Consider the following 18,350-nt stretch of genomic DNA (forward strand, 5'->3'; position numbering starts at 1 on the left):
ACAACTATAGAAGACTCTGCCGAAACTATGAATGGACATTCGATTCGGCAGAGGAAATGGTGAAACTAGCATCTATTAGGATGCTATTGAATAAAATTTAAACAGGCTCTTAATTATATATAACAAAAAACGGCCACCTCCTTTTCGGGAAGCAGCCGTTTCCGGTTTTATCTTGATGGGAAGATATTACATCATACCACCCATGCCGCCACCCATACCCGGGTTCATCGGAGGCATAGCAGGAGTATCTTCTTTCTTCTCTGCGATTACACATTCTGTTGTCAGGAACATGCCAGCGATAGAAGCAGCATTTTCCAAAGCAACACGAGTTACCTTAGCAGGGTCGATTACACCGGCAGCGCACAGGTTTTCATATTTGTCGGTACGAGCATTGTAACCGAAGTCACCTTTACCTTCTTTCACTTTCTGAACGATAACGGCACCTTCCTTACCTGCGTTAGCAACGATCTGACGCAACGGTTCTTCGATAGCGCGTTTTACGATTTCGATACCTGTTGTTTCGTCTTCGTTTTCACCCTTCATACCTTCCAATGCTTCAATAGCACGGATGTAAGCTACACCACCACCAGGAACTGTACCTTCTTCGATAGCAGCACGAGTTGCATGCAAAGCATCGTCAACACGGTCTTTCTTTTCTTTCATTTCCACTTCAGAAGGAGCACCTACGTAAAGAACAGCTACACCACCTGCCATCTTAGCCAGACGTTCCTGTAGCTTTTCTTTGTCGTAGTCAGAAGTAGTGTTTTCGATCTGAGTTTTGATCTGACCGATACGAGCCTGGATAGCAGCTTTGTCGCCGGCACCGTTAACGATAGTTGTAGTATCTTTGTCAACAGTAATCTTTTCGGCAGTACCCAGCATATCCATTGTAGCACCTTCCAGCTTCAAGCCTTTTTCTTCAGAGACAACAACACCGCCAGTCAGCACTGCGATATCTTCCAACATAGCTTTACGACGGTCGCCGAAGCCCGGAGCCTTCACAGCACAGATCTTCAAAGAACCACGCAGACGGTTTACAACCAAAGTAGCCAATGCTTCGCTGTCGATATCTTCAGCGATGATCAATAGAGGACGACCGCTCTGAACAGCCGGTTCCAGGATAGGAAGCAAGTCTTTCAATACAGAGATCTTCTTGTCGTAGATCAGGATATACGGATTTTCCATCTCGCATTCCATCTTTTCTGTGTTGGTTACGAAGTACGGAGAGATGTAACCACGGTCGAACTGCATACCTTCTACTACGTCAACTGTAGTTTCAGTACCTTTCGCTTCTTCCACTGTGATAACGCCTTCTTTCTTCACTTTCTGCATAGCTTCAGCAATCAGTTTACCGATTGTTTCGTCACCGTTGGCAGAGATCTTGCTACGTGTTCGATCTTTTCGAACTGGTCGCCTACTTCTTCAGCCTGGTCAGCAATCTTTTCAACCACTTTGGCAACGGCTTTGTCGATACCGCGTTTCAGGTCCATCGGGTTAGCACCTGCTGTAACGTTCTTCAAACCTACACCGATGATAGACTGTGCCAATACAGTAGCAGTAGTTGTACCGTCACCTGCATTGTCGTTTGTTTTAGAAGCTACTTCCTTTACCAACTGAGCACCCATATTTTCAAACGGGCAAGCCAGTTCTACTTCTTTAGCTACCGTTACACCGTCTTTTGTGATGTGAGGAGCACCGAATTTCTTTTCGATGATCACGTTACGGCCTTTCGGGCCTAATGTTACTTTTACAGCATTTGCCAATTCGTCCACACCTTTCTTCAAAAGGTCGCGGGCATCCATATCGTACTTAATTTCTTTTGCCATGATTATATTGTTTTATTATTTTCGTTTAATGAATTAGATAATAGCTAAAATGTCAGACTGACGCATGATAAGATATTTCTCACCCTCCAGTTCGATTTCTGTTCCTGCATATTTTCCGTACAGTACAGTATCGCCACCTTTCACAACCATTTCTTCATCCTTTGTTCCGTTACCCACGGCAACAACTTCACCTTTTAAAGGTTTTTCTTTTGCTGAATCCGGGATAATGATTCCGCCAAGTGTCTTTTCTTCTGCTGCAGCCGGCTTGATAAGCACTCTGTCTGCTAATGGTCTAATGTTCATCTTACTATATTTTTAATTGTTAATAATATTATGTTTACATGTGTTTTTCTAATTCACGTTTATTCCTATGCGAAATCTATGCCAAATTAATTGGCAGGGAAAAGACTGCCAATTTTGCATAAACAGACGTTTAGATGTGCCGACATGACTGACAGGATGACTATACATCCGCCTCACATGCTTCCCGACTAGAACAAAAGTAACGGGAAAGTAGTTCATAAGTCACGGTCTTTTAACTGATAGGTCCTAAACTATTATTCTTTTTAGCATGCCTTAATTTAATTTTCAGCTAGCTAAAAATAGATTTCAACCATGCTAAAAATCAATTCCGAGCATGCTCAAAAGTAAAAAAACAAGGGACGAAAGAGTTAGAATCTGCCGTCCCTTACATTAATATATAGTATATTTCAGATTAGTCTATCAGCAGTGTTGCGATGGAATGAGCCGGTAGTACAGGCTGGTAGACGCGACCGTCGATTTCAACAGATACCTGGCGGTCCTCATTTCCTTCGTTTGCCAAAGCGACAACAATGCTTTTGTCGGGGTTGACAAAGGCCATGAGATTGCTGAACTGGCCGGAGGTTTCCAGTTTACGGGCACCGGGCTGGACGTAATGGCTCAAATGTTTCATTACATAATATTCGGGGGTGTAATGGAAGGTTTTTGTATCGGGATCGACAACCACAAGGGAGTTTTGCGCCCATCCCCAACGGCTGATACCGCCTTTATCCAACGAGATATTCCAATACATATAGGCCGACGCACCGTTATCCAGGTAATGGCGCATCAAGTTCCAGGAGTAAACGGCACCGCTCCAGTCATTCTTTCCGTCGCCGCATTCCTGCTCGGTCTGATAGAGTTTCATATCGGGATAACGTTCGTGTATACCTTTGATCGCACCTTTTCCCGCCCATTGGAAACCTACTGCGCTGATATACTTGCCGCTTGCCGGGTCGGTCAGGATGGTATCCACCAATGCTTCGTTGGCACGTTCCATGGTGCCGAACATCACTTTCACGTCCAATTCCTTCATCGCCGGACCGAGATAGTTGCCGACAAAGTTAGCCAGGGAAGCAGCCGTCCAGCAACAACTAGGGAATATCTGTGCCGAATTGAACTCATTCTGCGGCATGACGGCAAAGATGTCGATGCCCTGTTCACGATAGGCTTCGATAAATTTGGAGAAGTAAAGGGCATACGATTGCAGGTAAAGGGAGTCCTGGATAAACATATCCGTTCCTTCATAACCGACCTTATCGGCAGGCAGGCCGTTGCGGTACTTCTCGTTGTAGGCTTCGCCGGTATAGGCGGAGGCATAATGCTTATTGTATTTCATCCAGGCAGGAGGACACCAGGGAGAGGCCCAGATACGCAGGTCGGAATTGTATTTCTGTGCGCCTTTAATAAAGGGGATCAATGTCTGCTGGTCGTTGGCGATGGTGAAGTATTCCATTTCGAAATCGCCTTCGGTCTCATTATAGGAATACCAGTCGCGGGAGAAGTCGTTGGCACCCACCGGCATACGGCAGATGGTGAAATTCGCCCCTATCTCCGGGAAGAAGAGTTCTTCCATGATCTCTTCGCGGACTGTCGGGTCAAGTTTGCTCAGGGAAATCCAGCCTAACTCATTGAAACAGGCACCGAAACCGTCTATCTTCTGTCCTTTCTTATGGGTATGGATAACCGCGTCGATCGTCGGAATCGTATCCGAAGAGGCAGAGACCAGGTCGGATTGTTCCTGCCACGGTTCGTTTTCCGTAGTTGTTACCCAGGATGCTCTTGGCTGAATAGAACAGGAAGAGAGGACTAAAGCGAATGCGAGAATTAAAAGAGATGTTTTCATGAGACAGTAATATTAAGGATAGCATAAACCCGTTCCCGTGCTTGACACGGGATCGCAAAAGAACAGGTCATATGCCTATTTATTCAGACAGCACCTTTTCGGCCCCGTGTCAAGCACGGGGACAAGGCTGCTATCGGATTAGAACTTTGCGATCAGTTCTTCTACAGTGACAGGTGTTTGTTCGCCTGTAATCATATTCTTCAGGTTGATCTTGCCTTCGCTCATCTCCGTTTCGCCAACGATAGCGACATACGGGATTTTCTTCGTATCGGCATACCCCATCTGCTTCTTCATCTTGGCTGATTCGGGGAAAAGTTCGGTACGGATACCGGCGGCACGAACCTGAGAGATGATCGGTAACAGATAACTTTCTTCCTTCTCTCCGAAGTTGACAAACAGTAACTGTGTTGTCATCAACGAATCGACCGGATACAGGTCCAACTGATTCAGCACGTCGAAGATACGGTCTGCCCCGAAAGAGATACCGACACCCGACACGCCATCCATGCCAAATACACCGGTCAAGTTGTCATATCGTCCGCCACCGGTGATACTTCCTATCTGAACATCCAGGGCTTTAACTTCAAAGATAGCACCGGTGTAATAGTTCAGACCGCGGGCCAGCGTCAGGTCGAGTTCCAGTTCCGAATGCATAGGCAGCTGGTCGATACGGTCGAGAATGAAGGTCATTTCTTCGATACCCTTCACGGCTATTTCAGAGGTAGCCAGCTGTTCTTTCAGGACGGCCAGTTTTTCGCGATTGCTACCCGACAGCATGATGATCGGTTGCAAACGGGCAATCGCCTCTTCGGAAAGACCTTTGGAACGCAGTTCTTCGTTTACATTATCCAGGCCGATCTTATCCAATTTGTCGATAGCCACTGTTATATCGACGATCTTATCCGCTTCACCGATAATTTCGGCAATACCCGACAAGATCTTACGGTTGTTCATCTTAATGCAAACGCGGATACCGAAACGGTGGAACACCTCATCCATAATCTGAATCAGTTCCACTTCATTAATCAGTGAGTCGGAGCCTACCACGTCACCGTCGCACTGGTAGAACTCACGGTAACGTCCTTTCTGCGGACGGTCGGCACGCCATACGGGTTGTATCTGATAACGTTTGAAAGGGAATGTTATATCGTTGCGGTGCTGCACTACGTAGCGGGCAAAAGGAACGGTCAGATCGTAACGCAACCCTTTCTCACAGGCTTTCACGCCGAATCTTACCGGATTACGTTCCAGCAGTTCTTCATCGGTAATGCCGGAGAAACAATCTCCCGAATTTAATATCTTGAAAAGTAATTTATCACCTTCTTCGCCATACTTGCCCATCAGGGTCGACAGGTTCTCCATGGCCGGAGTTTCTATTTGCTGAAATCCGTACAGATGATATACTTCACGAATCGTATTGAATATATAATTACGTTTCGCCATTTCTTCGGGCGAAAAATCTCTGGTACCTTTTGGTATAGACGGCTTCTGCATATACTGTTTGCTCTTCTTTATCGTCGGAGCTAACCGACTTTTATATATTAAATTATTATTCGGAATGCAAAGGTAGGTATTTTGTTTCAAATTCGTTATTTATTGGATAGGTTCATTGTTTTGTCCGTTTCTTTTTGTTATGTTTGCAACATATTTAACAAAACGTATAGCTATGAAAAAGAAATTAAGGAGACAAAAGAAAGTATTGTACGGTGAACTTGGTAGTTTTTGCATCGACTTCGCCAAATACATGGCAACAGGAGTTGTCATCACAACATTATTAAAAGATCTTGAGGGACATAATGTGCTTATTTATTCGGGTGGATTTGTTTTAGTTTCAGGATTTTTGTTTTTAGGCCTATTATTCATTAAACTGAAGGAGGATTAGTTATGCCTGATTTTATATTTGTTTGTTTACTGTTTATGGGAATGGGACTCGGATTTTTAATCTGGGCACTTTATATGGAAGGTAAATTTCATAGAACGAAGAAAAAGAAGAAATAAAAAAGCAGCCCGAGTCATTTGAAATGGCCCGGGCTGCTTTTTTTATCTGATACGGTACTCGCTTAGTCGCGGCTTCTTCCTCCCAGGAAGATCATTATATAATATAATAATGTAGCCAGCGAACCTAAGGCAGCCACCACATAAGTATAAGCGGCAGAGCGCAAAGCATCTTCGGCCATACCATGCGTAGAAACATTCGTTATCCCGGCACGGCTCAACCATACCAACGCACGCTGGCTGGCATTGATTTCGACCGGCAACGTAATGAAACTGAACAACGTTGTCGATGCGAACAGGATGATACCGAACAACAGCAACTGCGGAAACTGGTGGATCAGCAACATACCGCCCAGCAATACCCAGGTCATGATATTCGAAGCAAAGCTAACCACCGGTACCAACGCCGACCGCATCTTCAGCGGGGCATAAGACGTTGCATGCTGTACTGCGTGACCACATTCATGGGCGGCTACAGCGGCAGCGGCGATACTATTACTATAATAGACAGATTCGCTCAGATTCACCGTTTGATTGGCAGGATTGTAATGGTCTGTCAAATGTCCGGGAGTAGAGATCACCTTCACGTCGTAGATGCCGTTATCGCGCAACATCTTTTCAGCCACATCCTTTCCGGTCATACCGTTAGGCATAGGAATCTTAGAATACTTCTCAAACTTGTTCTTCAGTCGGGAAGATACCAGCCAGCTTAACAAGGCAAAACCAATAAATATGATCCAATACATGCTCATAATGTTCCAAATAATTAATTGTTATACAAGATATCTCTTACAAAAAGTCTGCCAAAAACAAAAATGCAGAAGATTAGCCTGATTAGAGGTGGTCTTCTGCCATTTTGTATTAGTATGTGAGGTTTATTCTTCTGTATACCGGATGATTGTCTGTTCGCGGTCAGGTCCTACCGATACGATTTTAACAGGTACTCCCAACTCTTCTTCAAGGAATGAGAGATATGCGTTAAACTCTTCGGGGAATTCATCTTCGCTCTGCATCTTTGTCATGTCAGTCTTCCAACCCGGCAGTTCAACGTATACAGGTTCGATCGTATCGTCGATCTCGAACGGGAATTCCGTCACTTCTTCGCCATTGATCTTGTAGGCTACGCAAGCCTTGATGGTCTCGAAGCTGTCGAGCACGTCGCTCTTCATCATGATCAGCTGGCTTACACCGTTGATCATAACGGCATATTTCAAGGCTACCAGGTCGATCCAGCCGCAACGACGTTTACGTCCTGTTACGGAACCGAACTCATGTCCTACCGTACACAGTTTGTCGCCTGTTTCATCGAACAACTCTGTCGGGAACGGACCGCTACCGACACGTGTACAATAAGCCTTGAAGATACCGTATACCTCACCGATATTACGCGGAGAGACGCCCAGTCCCGTACAGCATCCGGCACAGATCGTGTTGGAAGATGTCACGAACGGATAAGAACCGAAGTCGATGTCCAGCATAGTGCCCTGTGCACCTTCCGCCAGGACAGACTTACCGTCTTTCAGGAAGTTGTTTACCACATGTTCGCTGTCGATCAGGTTGAACTGCTTCAGGTATTCCAATGCTTCAAACCACTGGGCTTCGAGTTCCTTGATATCATACGAATAGTTCAGTGATTTCAGGATTGCTTCGTGGCGTGCCTTGGCGGCAGCATACTTTTCATCGAAGTTGTGCAGCAAGTCACCTACACGGAGACCGTTACGGCTGATCTTGTCTGTATATGTCGGGCCGATACCTTTACCAGTCGTACCGATCTTTCCGGAACCTTTGGCAGCTTCGTAGGCAGCATCCAGCATACGGTGGGTAGGCAGGATCAGGTGTGCCTTCTTGGAAATACAAAGTTGTTTGGTCAGGTCGTGACCACTGGCAGCAAGCGCTTCGGCTTCCTGTTTGAACAATAACGGGTCGAGAACGACTCCATTACCGATAACATTCACTTTTCCACCCTGGAAAATACCTGACGGAATAGAACGCAGGATATACTTTTCTCCGTTAAATTCCAGTGTGTGTCCTGCATTGGGACCTCCTTGAAAACGAGTGATTACATCGTAGTTAGGAGTCAGCACGTCGACAACTTTTCCTTTGCCTTCGTCACCCCATTGCAATCCTAATAAAACATCTACTTTCATTTTATCTTTATAATAGGCTGTTAATATTCTTTTTTACTATTCTTCTGCTGAAGCTTGAACTTGCATTTACTGCATATCCCGTAGATATACAGCGCATGAAATTCCTGTGTGAAACGGGATATCTTCAGATTGTTGACCTCCTTTTTCAGCACGCTGTCTTTCATTTCCCGAATGGCCCCGCACTTCATGCAAACCAGGTGCAGGTGCGTTTCTGCCAATGCCCGCAGTTCGTACTGAACCGACTGGGCGTTGAGTTGATGCCGCACGATCAGGCCGCCGTCTTCCAGCACATCCAACGTGTTGTAAAGCGTTGCCTTACTCACATGGAAGTTCGCCTCTTCCAGCTTTTCCTGAAGGGAGTACATATCGAAATGACCGGCGAAGCGACATATGCATTCAAAGATCGCATATCTTTCCTCCGTCTTTCGTAGTTTTTTCTCAGTCAGATACTCCGTAAACGACTGCTTCATCTCTATGTACTTCTTTTCATCCATTTCGTTGCGACTCTACGTGACCGACAAAGTTAGCGCATTTATTTTAAACGCAAAGCCTTAGCTATAATATTCAAATTCAAATTTTAAATCATTATAGATTTCCTGCCCTTCCGGTGTCTTCATAAACTCCGGAAAGTCATCGAAACCACTCAACATTTGCTTCGCATGATCGGCCGACTGGCGACCGTAAAATTTCATTGCTTTTATCGCTGCCTGCTTCTCTTTCCAGGAAGCGCCGAAGTCGGGCCAGGCAATCGTCCGCATACATTCCACGATGAATGCGGCTCTCACCGGTGCAACCACCGTCTTCCCTACCCTGAACAGTTCCATCCAGATAAGGTAAGCCACCGTACGGGCATATTCGTCTTCCACATTAAAAATCAGTCCAAGCAGAAGGTTATCGACATACGGCAATTTGCAGAACAGATTACGGCTGCATTGTTCCGCTATTTCCAGATAGGGTATTTCTTTCACCCACTGTTCCGCCTGTTTAAAAGGAAAATCATCCACAGGCTGCAACAGGGATGCCAGTATCTTAAACTCGCGGATATCCTCTTTCCACAAAGCGGCTGCCAGCTCCGAACCGGGTTCGTGCCGGGCGGCTATCTGCTTTATTTCGGGCAGAGGGACACCGAAGTTCAGCTTATAGTCGATGCCCTTTTCACGCATGCTGGTGGCTATGACACCGTTCATCGCCATGCGCAGTTGGGTACGTATTTCTTTCAGTTCGTCCTGCAACATATCTTTAATCGTTATAAGATGGCAAGAATGAATAATCTTTGCTGTAACGAAGCATCTGGTCTGCGTATCCTTCGGTATAATCGAAAACGATGTCGGTCACTTCGCCTTTGTCGTTCTTTACCTCTTTCATCACCGGGTTCACGAAACCTTTGTATGGAGCCAGGTTTAGTTTGGCATAGCGGGCAAGCACTTCGTCGTGTAAAGTCTGGTCTACTTTCACACCGTAATCTTCCACCAGTTTCTTTCCGGCGGCGAAATCGCCTTCGCTCTTGATGCGCTGCACTTCTGCCAATAAGGTGCCAAACAGATTGCGGAGTTTGGCATAATCGTTTACAACGACATATGTCTTGCCGTCACGCTTCTTATATTCAATAACGTTATCGGCTTTACCGTTCTCATAGGCCCACTGGGCGATCAACTGACGGTTGCGCATGTGAGCTTCTTCCACGTCTTTGCCGGCTTCGATACGGACAAGCTGTGTCATCAGGCCATTCATGATATATTTATAATACTCGGCCTTATAGGCTTCGCCATCCGGAACCAGACCTAATTCAACCAGCTTCGGGTCGGCCAGGTAATAAAGACCGAAGAGGTCGGCACGGGCTTCTTCCAGGGTGGAATCGTAGGCTTTCAGCGCGCCGATTCGGTATCGGGCAGAAGTTTGCCGGAACCATGTCCCAGGCATTCATGCAGGTCGGTATGCAGGTTATCAGTCAGGAAACCGTATTTTGCGAGGGCTTCACGCTCCGCATCACTCCAGATAAATTCTTCGTTAAAGCCATTGCCCTGCGACGCCTTGTCGTAAGCCTCGGTTATATTCTCAATCGTAACGGACTTCGAACCGTGGTCGCGGCGAATCCAATCCGCATTCGGCAGATTGATGCCGATCGGCGTTGCCGGATAACAATCGCCTCCCAACATGGATACGGTGATCACTTTGGCACTCACCCCTTTTACCTTTTCCTTCTTGAAGCGTTTGTCGACCGGAGAATGATCTTCAAACCATTGCGCGTTATCGCTGATAATCTTCGTGCGCTTGGTCGCATCCTTATTGATAAAGTTTACGGTCGACTCCCAACTGGCTTTCATACCCAGCGGATCACCGTAAGTTTCGATAAAACCGTTCACGAAATCCACCTCCGAAGTCGTATCCTCTACCCAAAGGATGGAGTAGGCGTCGAAAGTCTTCAAGTCACCGGTCTGATAGTATTCAATCAGTTTTTCGATAATTGTCTTCTGGGTATCGTTTTCGGCAAAAGGAACTGCTTTCTGCAACTCGCCCACAATCTGTTCGATAGCAGCAGAATAAAGGCCTCCTACTTTCCATACCTTCTCGACAATCTTTCCGTTCTCCTTCACCAGCCGGCTATTGAGTCCGTAAGAGATCGGAGTGATGGTGTCTTTACCCGCTTTCATAGCGGCATAATACTCTTCCACCTCTTTCTGGGTAATACCGCCGCCATAGTAGTTATTGGCAGATGCCAGGATTAAATCCCGGTCACCGCTTTGTACAGTACGTTTTGCCAATACTGCCGGATCAAAGATCACCGGAGAGATTTCTGCAACAAACTGCTCCAAAGTCTGTCCTTCACGCAAAGGAAGTTCAGAGACATTCACCTGCTCCAGACAGCTTTTAAAGAATTCGGGGGTAAAGCCGGGAACAAACTTATCCTCTGCATAATGGTGATGGATGCCGCTTGAGAACCATACCCGTTTCAGGTACGTCTCCAAGGCCTTGAACTGCTCATCCTCGCGATTTCCTTTATATTCCTTGTAAATCGTTTCCAATGCGCGGCGAACCGGCAGGTTATAACGACAATTCTGGTCGAAGAATATGTCGCGCCCCATCAGCGCAGCCTGCGACAGATGATATAATAACTGTTTTTGTTTCAACGAAAGAGACTCGAATCCCGGAACCTGGTACCGAAGTATCTGAAGGTCTGCGAACTGGTCTACCACATAATTAAAATCCTCCTGCGGCGCCTGAACATTCTTTTCTTTCGGGCCTGCACAGGCGGTCAATGCCATTGCTGTCATAAGCGATACAATTGTATTTCTCATTTTATTTATACTAATTCTTTTGTTTTTCCTGAAGTATTACAACGAAAGGCTCTCCCGCAAAGGTAACGAATAAATCGAAGCCATAGGAATATCACCCTAATATTTTGTACCTTTGCAACCGATATATTTATTAAAGAATGGAAATAGCAGCATTAGTATCAGGAGGCGTGGACAGTTCCGTAGTTGTCCATCAGTTGAAGGAGGCGGGATACGATCCTACCATCTTCTATATCCGTATCGGTATGGAAGATAAAGACGGATATATCGACTGCCCCGCCGAAGAGGATATAGAAATTACATCTTACATAGCACGCAAATACGGTTGTCGCATGGAAGTGGTATCCCTGCATGACGAATACTGGGACAAGGTGGTCAGCTACACGATCGACTCGGTGAAACGCGGCCTCACCCCCAACCCGGACATGATGTGCAACAAATTCATCAAGTTCGGCTGCTTTGAAGAGAAATGGGGGAAAGACTTCGATAAAATCGCCACCGGCCATTATGCCACAACGACCGAGATAGACGGAAAAGTATGGCTCTCCACCGCCAAAGACCCGGTGAAGGACCAGACCGATTTCCTGGGACAAATCACGCGCCTGCAAATCCAGAAGCTGATGTTCCCTATCGGCCACCTGATGAAAGCGGAAGTCCGTGCCATCGCTGCTGAACAAAAGCTCCCCAGCGCCATGCGCAAGGACAGCCAGGGCATCTGCTTCCTCGGTAAAATCAATTACAACGACTTCATCGAGCGTTACCTGGGCAAACGTGTCGGCAAAATCGTCGAACTGGAAACGGGCAAAGTACTGGGCAAGCACAACGGCTATTGGTTCCATACCATCGGCCAGCGGAAAGGATTGGGCCTGAGCGGCGGTCCGTGGTTCGTCATCAAGAAGGATATCAAACGCAATATCATCTACGTCTCCAACGGCTACGACCCGGAAACGCAATACGGGAAGACAATCAACCTGCATGGTTTCGACTTCATCACCGAAGATCCGTGGGGAGAATTTACCGATGAAAAAGAAATCACCTTCAAGATACGCCATACCCCCGATTTCACACCGGGACGTATCCGCCGTATCGGTGACCTTTACCGTATCGAATCGGAAAACAAAATACAGGGTATCGCTCCCGGCCAGTACGGTGTTGTCTACGACAAAGATCATCATCTCTGCCTGGGTAGCGGCATGATTATTGACGAAGAAAAATAAGTCTTTGTCAATAATTATATTTATCTTTGTATCAGACTATAATATATACGACTATGGAAGCAACAACATTAAAAACATTCGAGATATCCATTCCCGAAAAATACGCATCCGCCATACGCTCACTGGTTAAAAGTATGGGAGGAAGCATCAAAGTCCGCAAAGAAAAGAAATGCGGACTGGATGAAGCATTGGAAGATGTGAAGGCCGGAAGAGTGTATCATGCTGAAAGCACAGAAGATATGATGAAACAAATCTTCGGATGAATAAGAAATATACACTCAATTATACGGGTAAGTTCAAGAAAGATTTGAAACTCTGTAAGAAAAGAGGATACAATATTTCTTTATTTGAAAAAGTCTCCAAACTCCTTGAAACAACCGGTACCCTCCCACCCGAATATCGCCCGCATAAATTAAGCGGCAAATACGAAGGCTTATGGGAATGTCATATTCAATCCGACTGGTTACTGGTTTGGAATCAAAATGATACGGAACTTATGCTTCTGTTTACAGATACCGGCACTCATGCCGATCTGTTTTAATAGAAAAGTTCAAAATTAGAACGACTGCGGCAGCTATCTCGAATGGTTGCCGCAGTCGTTTTATATGATTGCAGCACCTATTTTTTACCGCTGCGGCAGCTATTTCTTACAATTGCCGCAATCATTTTCCCGGCATACCGCCTTTATTTCAACTATTTCACCCTATTATTTCATTTTTTTCGTCTTTAATTTGGTTTATAACATAAACCATTTTATATTTGCAGCGTGTAGGTGAGACATGCGCAGCTCCTTGCACTTTTTTAATCCATATATGGTTTATATTATAAACTTATTTACATTCACCTTTAAAGTAGACAAAACATGAATACGAAACGAATCATACTATTTATTCTGGCAATATTCTTTACTTGCAATCTTGCCGAAGCACGGACAATCACCGTCAAAGTGAGCAACATACGCGGAGAAAACGGAACAATCCTCGTCATGGCTCAATCAGGGAAAGAGACAAAACCGGTATACGGCATGGCCAAACCGGAGAAAGGAGAAGCAACCATCACGCTTGAAAACGTCGAATGGGAACAGTTCGATATCTCAGTCTTCCATGACGAAAACGGCAATTACCAAATGGACTTCACCGAAGATAAAAAGCCGGCTGAAGGATATGCCATGAAGAAATGCAAAACGCAACAGGAAGAAGAGACAGTCAAACTGAAATTATATTACCCGGCAAGCGAGTAAGGCATGAAATGGCTGTTATTCTTTACACTCATCTTTGCTACCGGCTTTCCGGCTATGGCCCGGAAGCCGGCAACGGCAGAGATTTACTCCGGCCACATTACCGACGGGCAGGGAAACGGAGTTGAATACGCGACAATCGTCCTCTTGCAGGATGAGATTCAAAAAGCAGGTACGACAACCGACAACAAGGGTAATTTCACCATGGAGCAAAAGCAGGAACATATAAAGTAATCGTCCGGTGTATCGGATATGAGCCGCTGCAAAAAGAATTATTGCTGGCCGCATCCATGCACGACACCCTTTCGTTGAAGGCATCTTCCTATGCCTTGAAAGAGGTTGTGGTACAGGCAAAAAATATCGAACGCAAGGCAGATCGCTTCATCCTGTCCGTCTCCCCTTCCGCCGGGAAAGACGGTACCGAATTATTGTCGCAGGCTCCCGGCGTATGGCTGGCAGAAGATAATATCTCCATCAACGGAGCACAGGGCACAAAGGTATTCGTCGATAACCGCGAAATAAAACTTACCGGCGAAGAACTTCTCACCTACCTTCGTTCGCTGAAATCGGAAGATATCAGGCGAATAGAAGTCATCCCGATAGCCGGAGCAGAATATGAAGCCAGCTCACGGGGCGGAATCATCCTGATCTCACTCCGCCGGCGGCAAACGAACGGTATCCAGGGGAGTGTCACGGCCGGGGGCGCCTTATCTTCTACCCTTACCCGTTACATGCCTTCCGGAACACTCAATGCACGCCTCGGGAAATGGACCGTAAACGCCGCCGCCTCCGGCAATTTCACACCGAAGAATGAGAGCATGATGACATCCGTCAGGCAATATCCGGACAACGACAACCGCTTCTCCAGCCTCTCCAGGTTCGACACACGATCGGACTATGGTACGGGACGCATCGGAGCCATCTTCGAAATCGATACCGTCAACAGCATCGGAGCGGAGATAGAATATGTCGGACAGCTGTCTAAAGGCAACTCTTACAGCGAAACGGAACTGACAAAGCAGGAATGGCTAATAAACAGTACCGGCGATTATAACCAGAAGGATGATTACAACACTTTATCCGCTACCGCCAACTACCTGCATAAACTCGACGACAAAGGCTCCCTGCTCAAATGGATTGTCGATTATGCCGGCAAAAAGTCGACAGGGAAAAACAACTACTATGTCGTACAAAAGGCAGCAGGCCGGGAGATAGACAGTACGTACCGAAGTAACAGCGATGCAACCTACAAGATCGTCACCACCGATATTTCAATGAATAAATACTTCCGGAAAGGAATGTCGCTGAACACCGGCCTGAAATACACGCATACATTCATGGACGATAATTCCTGCTACGAAGGTCTCTCGGCCGACCAACAATGGAGTATCAGTCCGGCTTACGGCTACGCACTCAAATACAAGGAAAACATCATGGGAATATATGCATCTTTTTCAACAGAAATCAATCGCTGGACGTTCATAGCCGGACTGCGGGGCGAATATACTCGGACCGCGAACGAGAGCGACCGGATCAAACGGGATTATTTCGACCTGTTCCCGAACCTAAGCGCCACCTATGCCTTCAACAACCTGAAGACCTGGATGCTGGTCGGACAATACACACGCAACATCGACGTCCGGCCTTCTATACGCTCAACCCGAACCGGCTCCAGACCTCCGATTACAGCTACAACATAGGCAACCCCTACCTGAAACCGACCTATATCCACCGTTTCAGCACGACCCTTGTCTATAATTACCGTTACACGCTGACAATCGGAGGCAGCCTGCACCGCAACCTGATCCGCGAATTCTGCAAGGTAGACGCCGTCGACCCGGACGTTTCGTATATCACCTACGAAAACCATGACGTCGAAAACCATTGGTTCGTTGCCGCCAGTATCCCGGTTCAGCCCGTCCCATGGCTTAACCTGGCAGCCAATTTCGTCGGTGTACGCCAGGATATCCGTATGACGGAGAAAGCCGCATTTGCCCACCATTATCTGGCATTCGCAAACGCAACCGCAACCTTCACACTGCCGAAAGACATCACGCTCGAAGGACAATACAGCGGAACCAGCCGCCTGTATTCAGGAAACAGCGAAGTGGCTCCCCGGCACATCGTCAGCCTGTTTGCCCGGAAGAAACTGGCCGGCAACCGCTTCCTGATAACTGTTTCGGCCGATAATATCTTCAACCGCTATAATGACTTTGCCAGCCATATCGAAGCCTACACGTCACAAAGCCACTTCGAAAGCGGACACCTCGGACGTACCTTCAAAGCGACACTGACCTGGAACTTCAACAGCGGCAGGAAAGTCAAGAAGCCGACAATCGAACGGGGCGTAAACTCTGAAAGAAACCGGTTGAACGAAAAATAAACCGGAATGATTGACTGTTAAAAACAATGACATTATCTTTGAACAAACATAGTACGAACAATATAAAAACAAATAAAATCATGGAAGAAAGACTTTTAAACGAGAAAGAAAGCCTGGAACTCATCACACAGATGATAAACTCCAGCAAAAAGAATATGGAGGTGGGACAGGGAAACATAATGCTGTTCTGGGGATATTTTACGACAGCCTTATCGGTTGTGCTGTTTCTGCTGATCAACTTCACACACAACTTCATCTGGAGTTGGGGCTGGATGCTGATGTTCGCCGTATGGCCGGTGATCTCTTACAGAAAACGACAAAACAAACCGAAGGTCGTTACCTATACAGACAAAGTGATCTCACAGGTATGGCAAGTGATGGGATACATGTTTATCATTACTTTTCTGACGATCGGCATTATGGAAATTACATTCGCCAGACATGCAGATTTCCTGCTTATGCTACCGCTCTCCCTGGTCTATTGCGGACTCGGGACTTCCATTACAGGCATTATAATACAGGAGCGCTGGATGACTTACGCCCCCCTCATTGCGTTTATTGTAGCAATATATATGCTAACCATGCTGATAATGGGTGAAAAAGCAACAACTTTGTGGTATCTTTACTTCGGTTTATCGTTCGTGTTTATGATGATCATACCCGGACATATCGTCAATAATAAAGCCAGGAAGCAATGTTTAAAGAACTAGATCCGTTACTTCATTCACAATTGCGGCTCGCCGTGATATCCATCCTCCTTTCGGTCGAGGAGGCTGAATTCGTCTATCTGCGGGAAAAGACACAGGCGACAGCGGGAAACCTGAGTGTACAGATAGACAAACTGAGCGAAGCCGGCTACATAGAAGTCGAAAAGAGCTTTGTCGGAAAGAAACCCCGCACGACCTGCCGGATAACGCCCGTAGGACGACAGGCATTCGAGAATTACGTAAATGCCCTGAAAGACTATATCGGAGGAAGCTAATCCCTCCGCCAGCTAACGCATACCAATAAAAAAGGCTGCCATCAATCCGACGGCAGCCTTTTTATATCATTAATCCCTGCTAATTAAATAGCGTATAAAGAACTGATAGATTCGCCACTGCAAACACGGCGGATTGCTTCAGCAAACATATCGGCAACAGATAATACTTTTACTTTCTCGCATTTCTTTGCGTAAGGAATAGAATCGGTAAAGATCATTTCCGTCAATGAAGACTGGTCTACACGGGTAGAAGCCGGGTCAGACATAACAGCGTGGCTGGCGATTGCACGTACAGACTTCGCGCCATTTTCCATCATCAGGTTAGCGGCTTTGGTGATTGTACCGGCTGTATCCACCATGTCATCCACCAGAAGAACGTCCAGACCTTCCACGTCACCGATGATACGCATTTCAGCTACCTCATTGGCACGCAGGCGTGATTTGTGACAGATAACCATCGGCAATCCCAGGTATTTGGAATAGCTGCTGGCACGTTTCGTACCACCCACGTCAGGAGTAGCGATACACAAGTTATCCAAAGGCAGTTCTCCCTTGATGTAATCCAGGAAGATAGAAGAAGCATACAGGTGGTCTACAGGAACATTGAAGAATCCCTGGATCTGGTCTGCATGTAAATCCATTGTAATCAGACGGTCGATACCGGCAGTGCTCAACATATCTGCGATCAATTTTGCACCGATAGACACACGGGGTTTGTCCTTTCTGTCCTGACGGGCCCAACCGAAATAAGGAACAACAGCAATTACAGAATGTGCAGAAGCACGTTTAGCCGCATCAATCATCAGGAGCAACTCCATCAGATTGTCCGAGTTAGGAAATGTTGATTGAACAAGGAACACGTCACGGCCACGGATAGACTCTTCATAAGATACTGAAAATTCACCGTCAGCAAAATGTTGAATGTTCATCTGCCCCAGAGGACAACCAAGACTATTGCAAATTTTCTCTGCAAGATACCGGGAGTTGGTTCCCGAAAACACCAAGAAAGGAGTTTGTGCACTCATTATTCCGAATATTTATCTTAAGTAAATAGATTTGAATTGTGCTGCAAAAGTACAAAACTTATTTGCAATTATCCCTTTATCTTCGGAAAACTTTCAACA

At 46.3% G+C, this 18,350-nt stretch carries 16 protein-coding genes and 3 pseudogenes; 9 read left to right on the forward strand and 10 right to left on the reverse strand.

Annotated elements, in window-relative coordinates; all coding sequences use genetic code 11:
* Nucleotides 1-186: 186 nt before the first annotated feature.
* The 4 genes and pseudogenes from groL to hisS form a co-directional block, all read right to left on the reverse strand.
* A pseudogene (groL, locus tag DXA15_RS17160) lies at nt 187-1,826 on the reverse strand (chaperonin GroEL).
* A gap of 33 nt (nt 1,827-1,859) precedes the next feature.
* The gene (locus DXA15_RS17165; RefSeq protein WP_128134828.1) at nt 1,860-2,129 is read right to left on the reverse strand and encodes a co-chaperone GroES; all 270 of its coding nucleotides are present in this window, start codon (nt 2,127-2,129) and stop codon (nt 1,860-1,862) included.
* A 412-nt stretch (nt 2,130-2,541) separates the two neighbouring features.
* Nucleotides 2,542-3,972 carry a glycoside hydrolase family 30 beta sandwich domain-containing protein gene (locus tag DXA15_RS17170; protein ID WP_128134829.1) on the reverse strand — a complete coding sequence of 477 codons (1,431 nt, stop codon included), beginning with the start codon at nt 3,970-3,972 and terminating at the stop codon, nt 2,542-2,544.
* Between the two features lie 138 nt (nt 3,973-4,110).
* Nucleotides 4,111-5,466, reverse strand: coding sequence for a histidine--tRNA ligase (gene hisS / locus DXA15_RS17175; RefSeq protein WP_128134830.1), 1,356 nt, complete (start codon nt 5,464-5,466; stop codon nt 4,111-4,113).
* A gap of 172 nt (nt 5,467-5,638) precedes the next feature.
* Here hisS and DXA15_RS17180 point away from each other — a divergent pair, with 172 nt between their 5' ends.
* Nucleotides 5,639-5,854, forward strand: a complete 216-nt coding sequence (locus DXA15_RS17180; protein ID WP_128134831.1) for a DUF6722 family protein — start codon at nt 5,639-5,641, stop codon at nt 5,852-5,854.
* Between the two features lie 178 nt (nt 5,855-6,032).
* Here the strand turns inward: DXA15_RS17180 and DXA15_RS17185 are convergent, their stop codons facing one another.
* The 5 genes and pseudogenes from DXA15_RS17185 to DXA15_RS17205 form a co-directional block, all read right to left on the reverse strand.
* Entirely contained in the window at nt 6,033-6,719 is a 687-nt protein-coding gene (locus DXA15_RS17185; protein WP_007654652.1) for a zinc metallopeptidase, read from the reverse strand.
* A gap of 123 nt (nt 6,720-6,842) precedes the next feature.
* Nucleotides 6,843-8,114, reverse strand: coding sequence for an adenylosuccinate synthase (locus tag DXA15_RS17190; RefSeq protein WP_010802093.1), 1,272 nt, complete (start codon nt 8,112-8,114; stop codon nt 6,843-6,845).
* 20 nt (nt 8,115-8,134) lie between these two features.
* The gene (locus DXA15_RS17195; protein WP_128134832.1) at nt 8,135-8,608 is read right to left on the reverse strand and encodes a Fur family transcriptional regulator; all 474 of its coding nucleotides are present in this window, start codon (nt 8,606-8,608) and stop codon (nt 8,135-8,137) included.
* A 57-nt stretch (nt 8,609-8,665) separates the two neighbouring features.
* Nucleotides 8,666-9,349, reverse strand: coding sequence for a DNA alkylation repair protein (locus DXA15_RS17200; protein ID WP_128134833.1), 684 nt, complete (start codon nt 9,347-9,349; stop codon nt 8,666-8,668).
* Between the two features lie 4 nt (nt 9,350-9,353).
* Nucleotides 9,354-11,410: pseudogene (locus DXA15_RS17205) on the reverse strand (dihydrofolate reductase).
* A gap of 137 nt (nt 11,411-11,547) precedes the next feature.
* On the opposite strand from DXA15_RS17205, the gene mnmA reads away from it, so the two are divergent.
* The 8 genes and pseudogenes from mnmA (at nt 11,548) to DXA15_RS17240 (ending at nt 17,226) form a co-directional block, all read left to right on the forward strand.
* Complete coding sequence (gene mnmA, locus DXA15_RS17210; RefSeq protein WP_007654661.1) at nt 11,548-12,624, forward strand: tRNA 2-thiouridine(34) synthase MnmA; 1,077 nt, start codon at nt 11,548-11,550, stop codon at nt 12,622-12,624.
* A 53-nt stretch (nt 12,625-12,677) separates the two neighbouring features.
* Complete coding sequence (locus DXA15_RS17215) at nt 12,678-12,887, forward strand: hypothetical protein (protein WP_007654662.1); 210 nt, start codon at nt 12,678-12,680, stop codon at nt 12,885-12,887.
* The gene (locus DXA15_RS17220; RefSeq protein WP_128134834.1) at nt 12,884-13,165 is read left to right on the forward strand and encodes a type II toxin-antitoxin system YafQ family toxin; all 282 of its coding nucleotides are present in this window, start codon (nt 12,884-12,886) and stop codon (nt 13,163-13,165) included. Before DXA15_RS17215 ends, DXA15_RS17220 begins: the two co-directional genes overlap by 4 nt.
* Nucleotides 13,166-13,486: 321 nt before the next feature.
* The gene (locus DXA15_RS17225) at nt 13,487-13,864 is read left to right on the forward strand and encodes a DUF2141 domain-containing protein (protein WP_128134835.1); all 378 of its coding nucleotides are present in this window, start codon (nt 13,487-13,489) and stop codon (nt 13,862-13,864) included.
* 3 nt (nt 13,865-13,867) lie between these two features.
* A complete protein-coding gene (locus DXA15_RS26855; protein WP_233567388.1) occupies nt 13,868-14,095 on the forward strand; it encodes a carboxypeptidase-like regulatory domain-containing protein in 228 nt (75 codons plus the stop codon).
* A gap of 587 nt (nt 14,096-14,682) precedes the next feature.
* Nucleotides 14,683-16,244, forward strand: a pseudogene (locus DXA15_RS17230) (outer membrane beta-barrel family protein).
* Between the two features lie 80 nt (nt 16,245-16,324).
* Nucleotides 16,325-16,954, forward strand: coding sequence for a hypothetical protein (locus DXA15_RS17235; RefSeq protein WP_128134836.1), 630 nt, complete (start codon nt 16,325-16,327; stop codon nt 16,952-16,954).
* On the forward strand, nt 16,939-17,226 hold the full coding sequence (locus tag DXA15_RS17240) for a transcriptional regulator (RefSeq protein WP_007654669.1): 288 nt from the start codon (nt 16,939-16,941) through the stop codon (nt 17,224-17,226). Before DXA15_RS17235 ends, DXA15_RS17240 begins: the two co-directional genes overlap by 16 nt.
* A gap of 83 nt (nt 17,227-17,309) precedes the next feature.
* Here the strand turns inward: DXA15_RS17240 and DXA15_RS17245 are convergent, their stop codons facing one another.
* A complete protein-coding gene (locus DXA15_RS17245; protein ID WP_046145272.1) occupies nt 17,310-18,251 on the reverse strand; it encodes a ribose-phosphate pyrophosphokinase in 942 nt (313 codons plus the stop codon).
* Nucleotides 18,252-18,350 lie beyond the last annotated feature (99 nt).

Source organism: Parabacteroides sp. AM58-2XD, from assembly GCF_003463685.1.
GTDB lineage: Bacteria > Bacteroidota > Bacteroidia > Bacteroidales > Tannerellaceae > Parabacteroides > Parabacteroides segnis.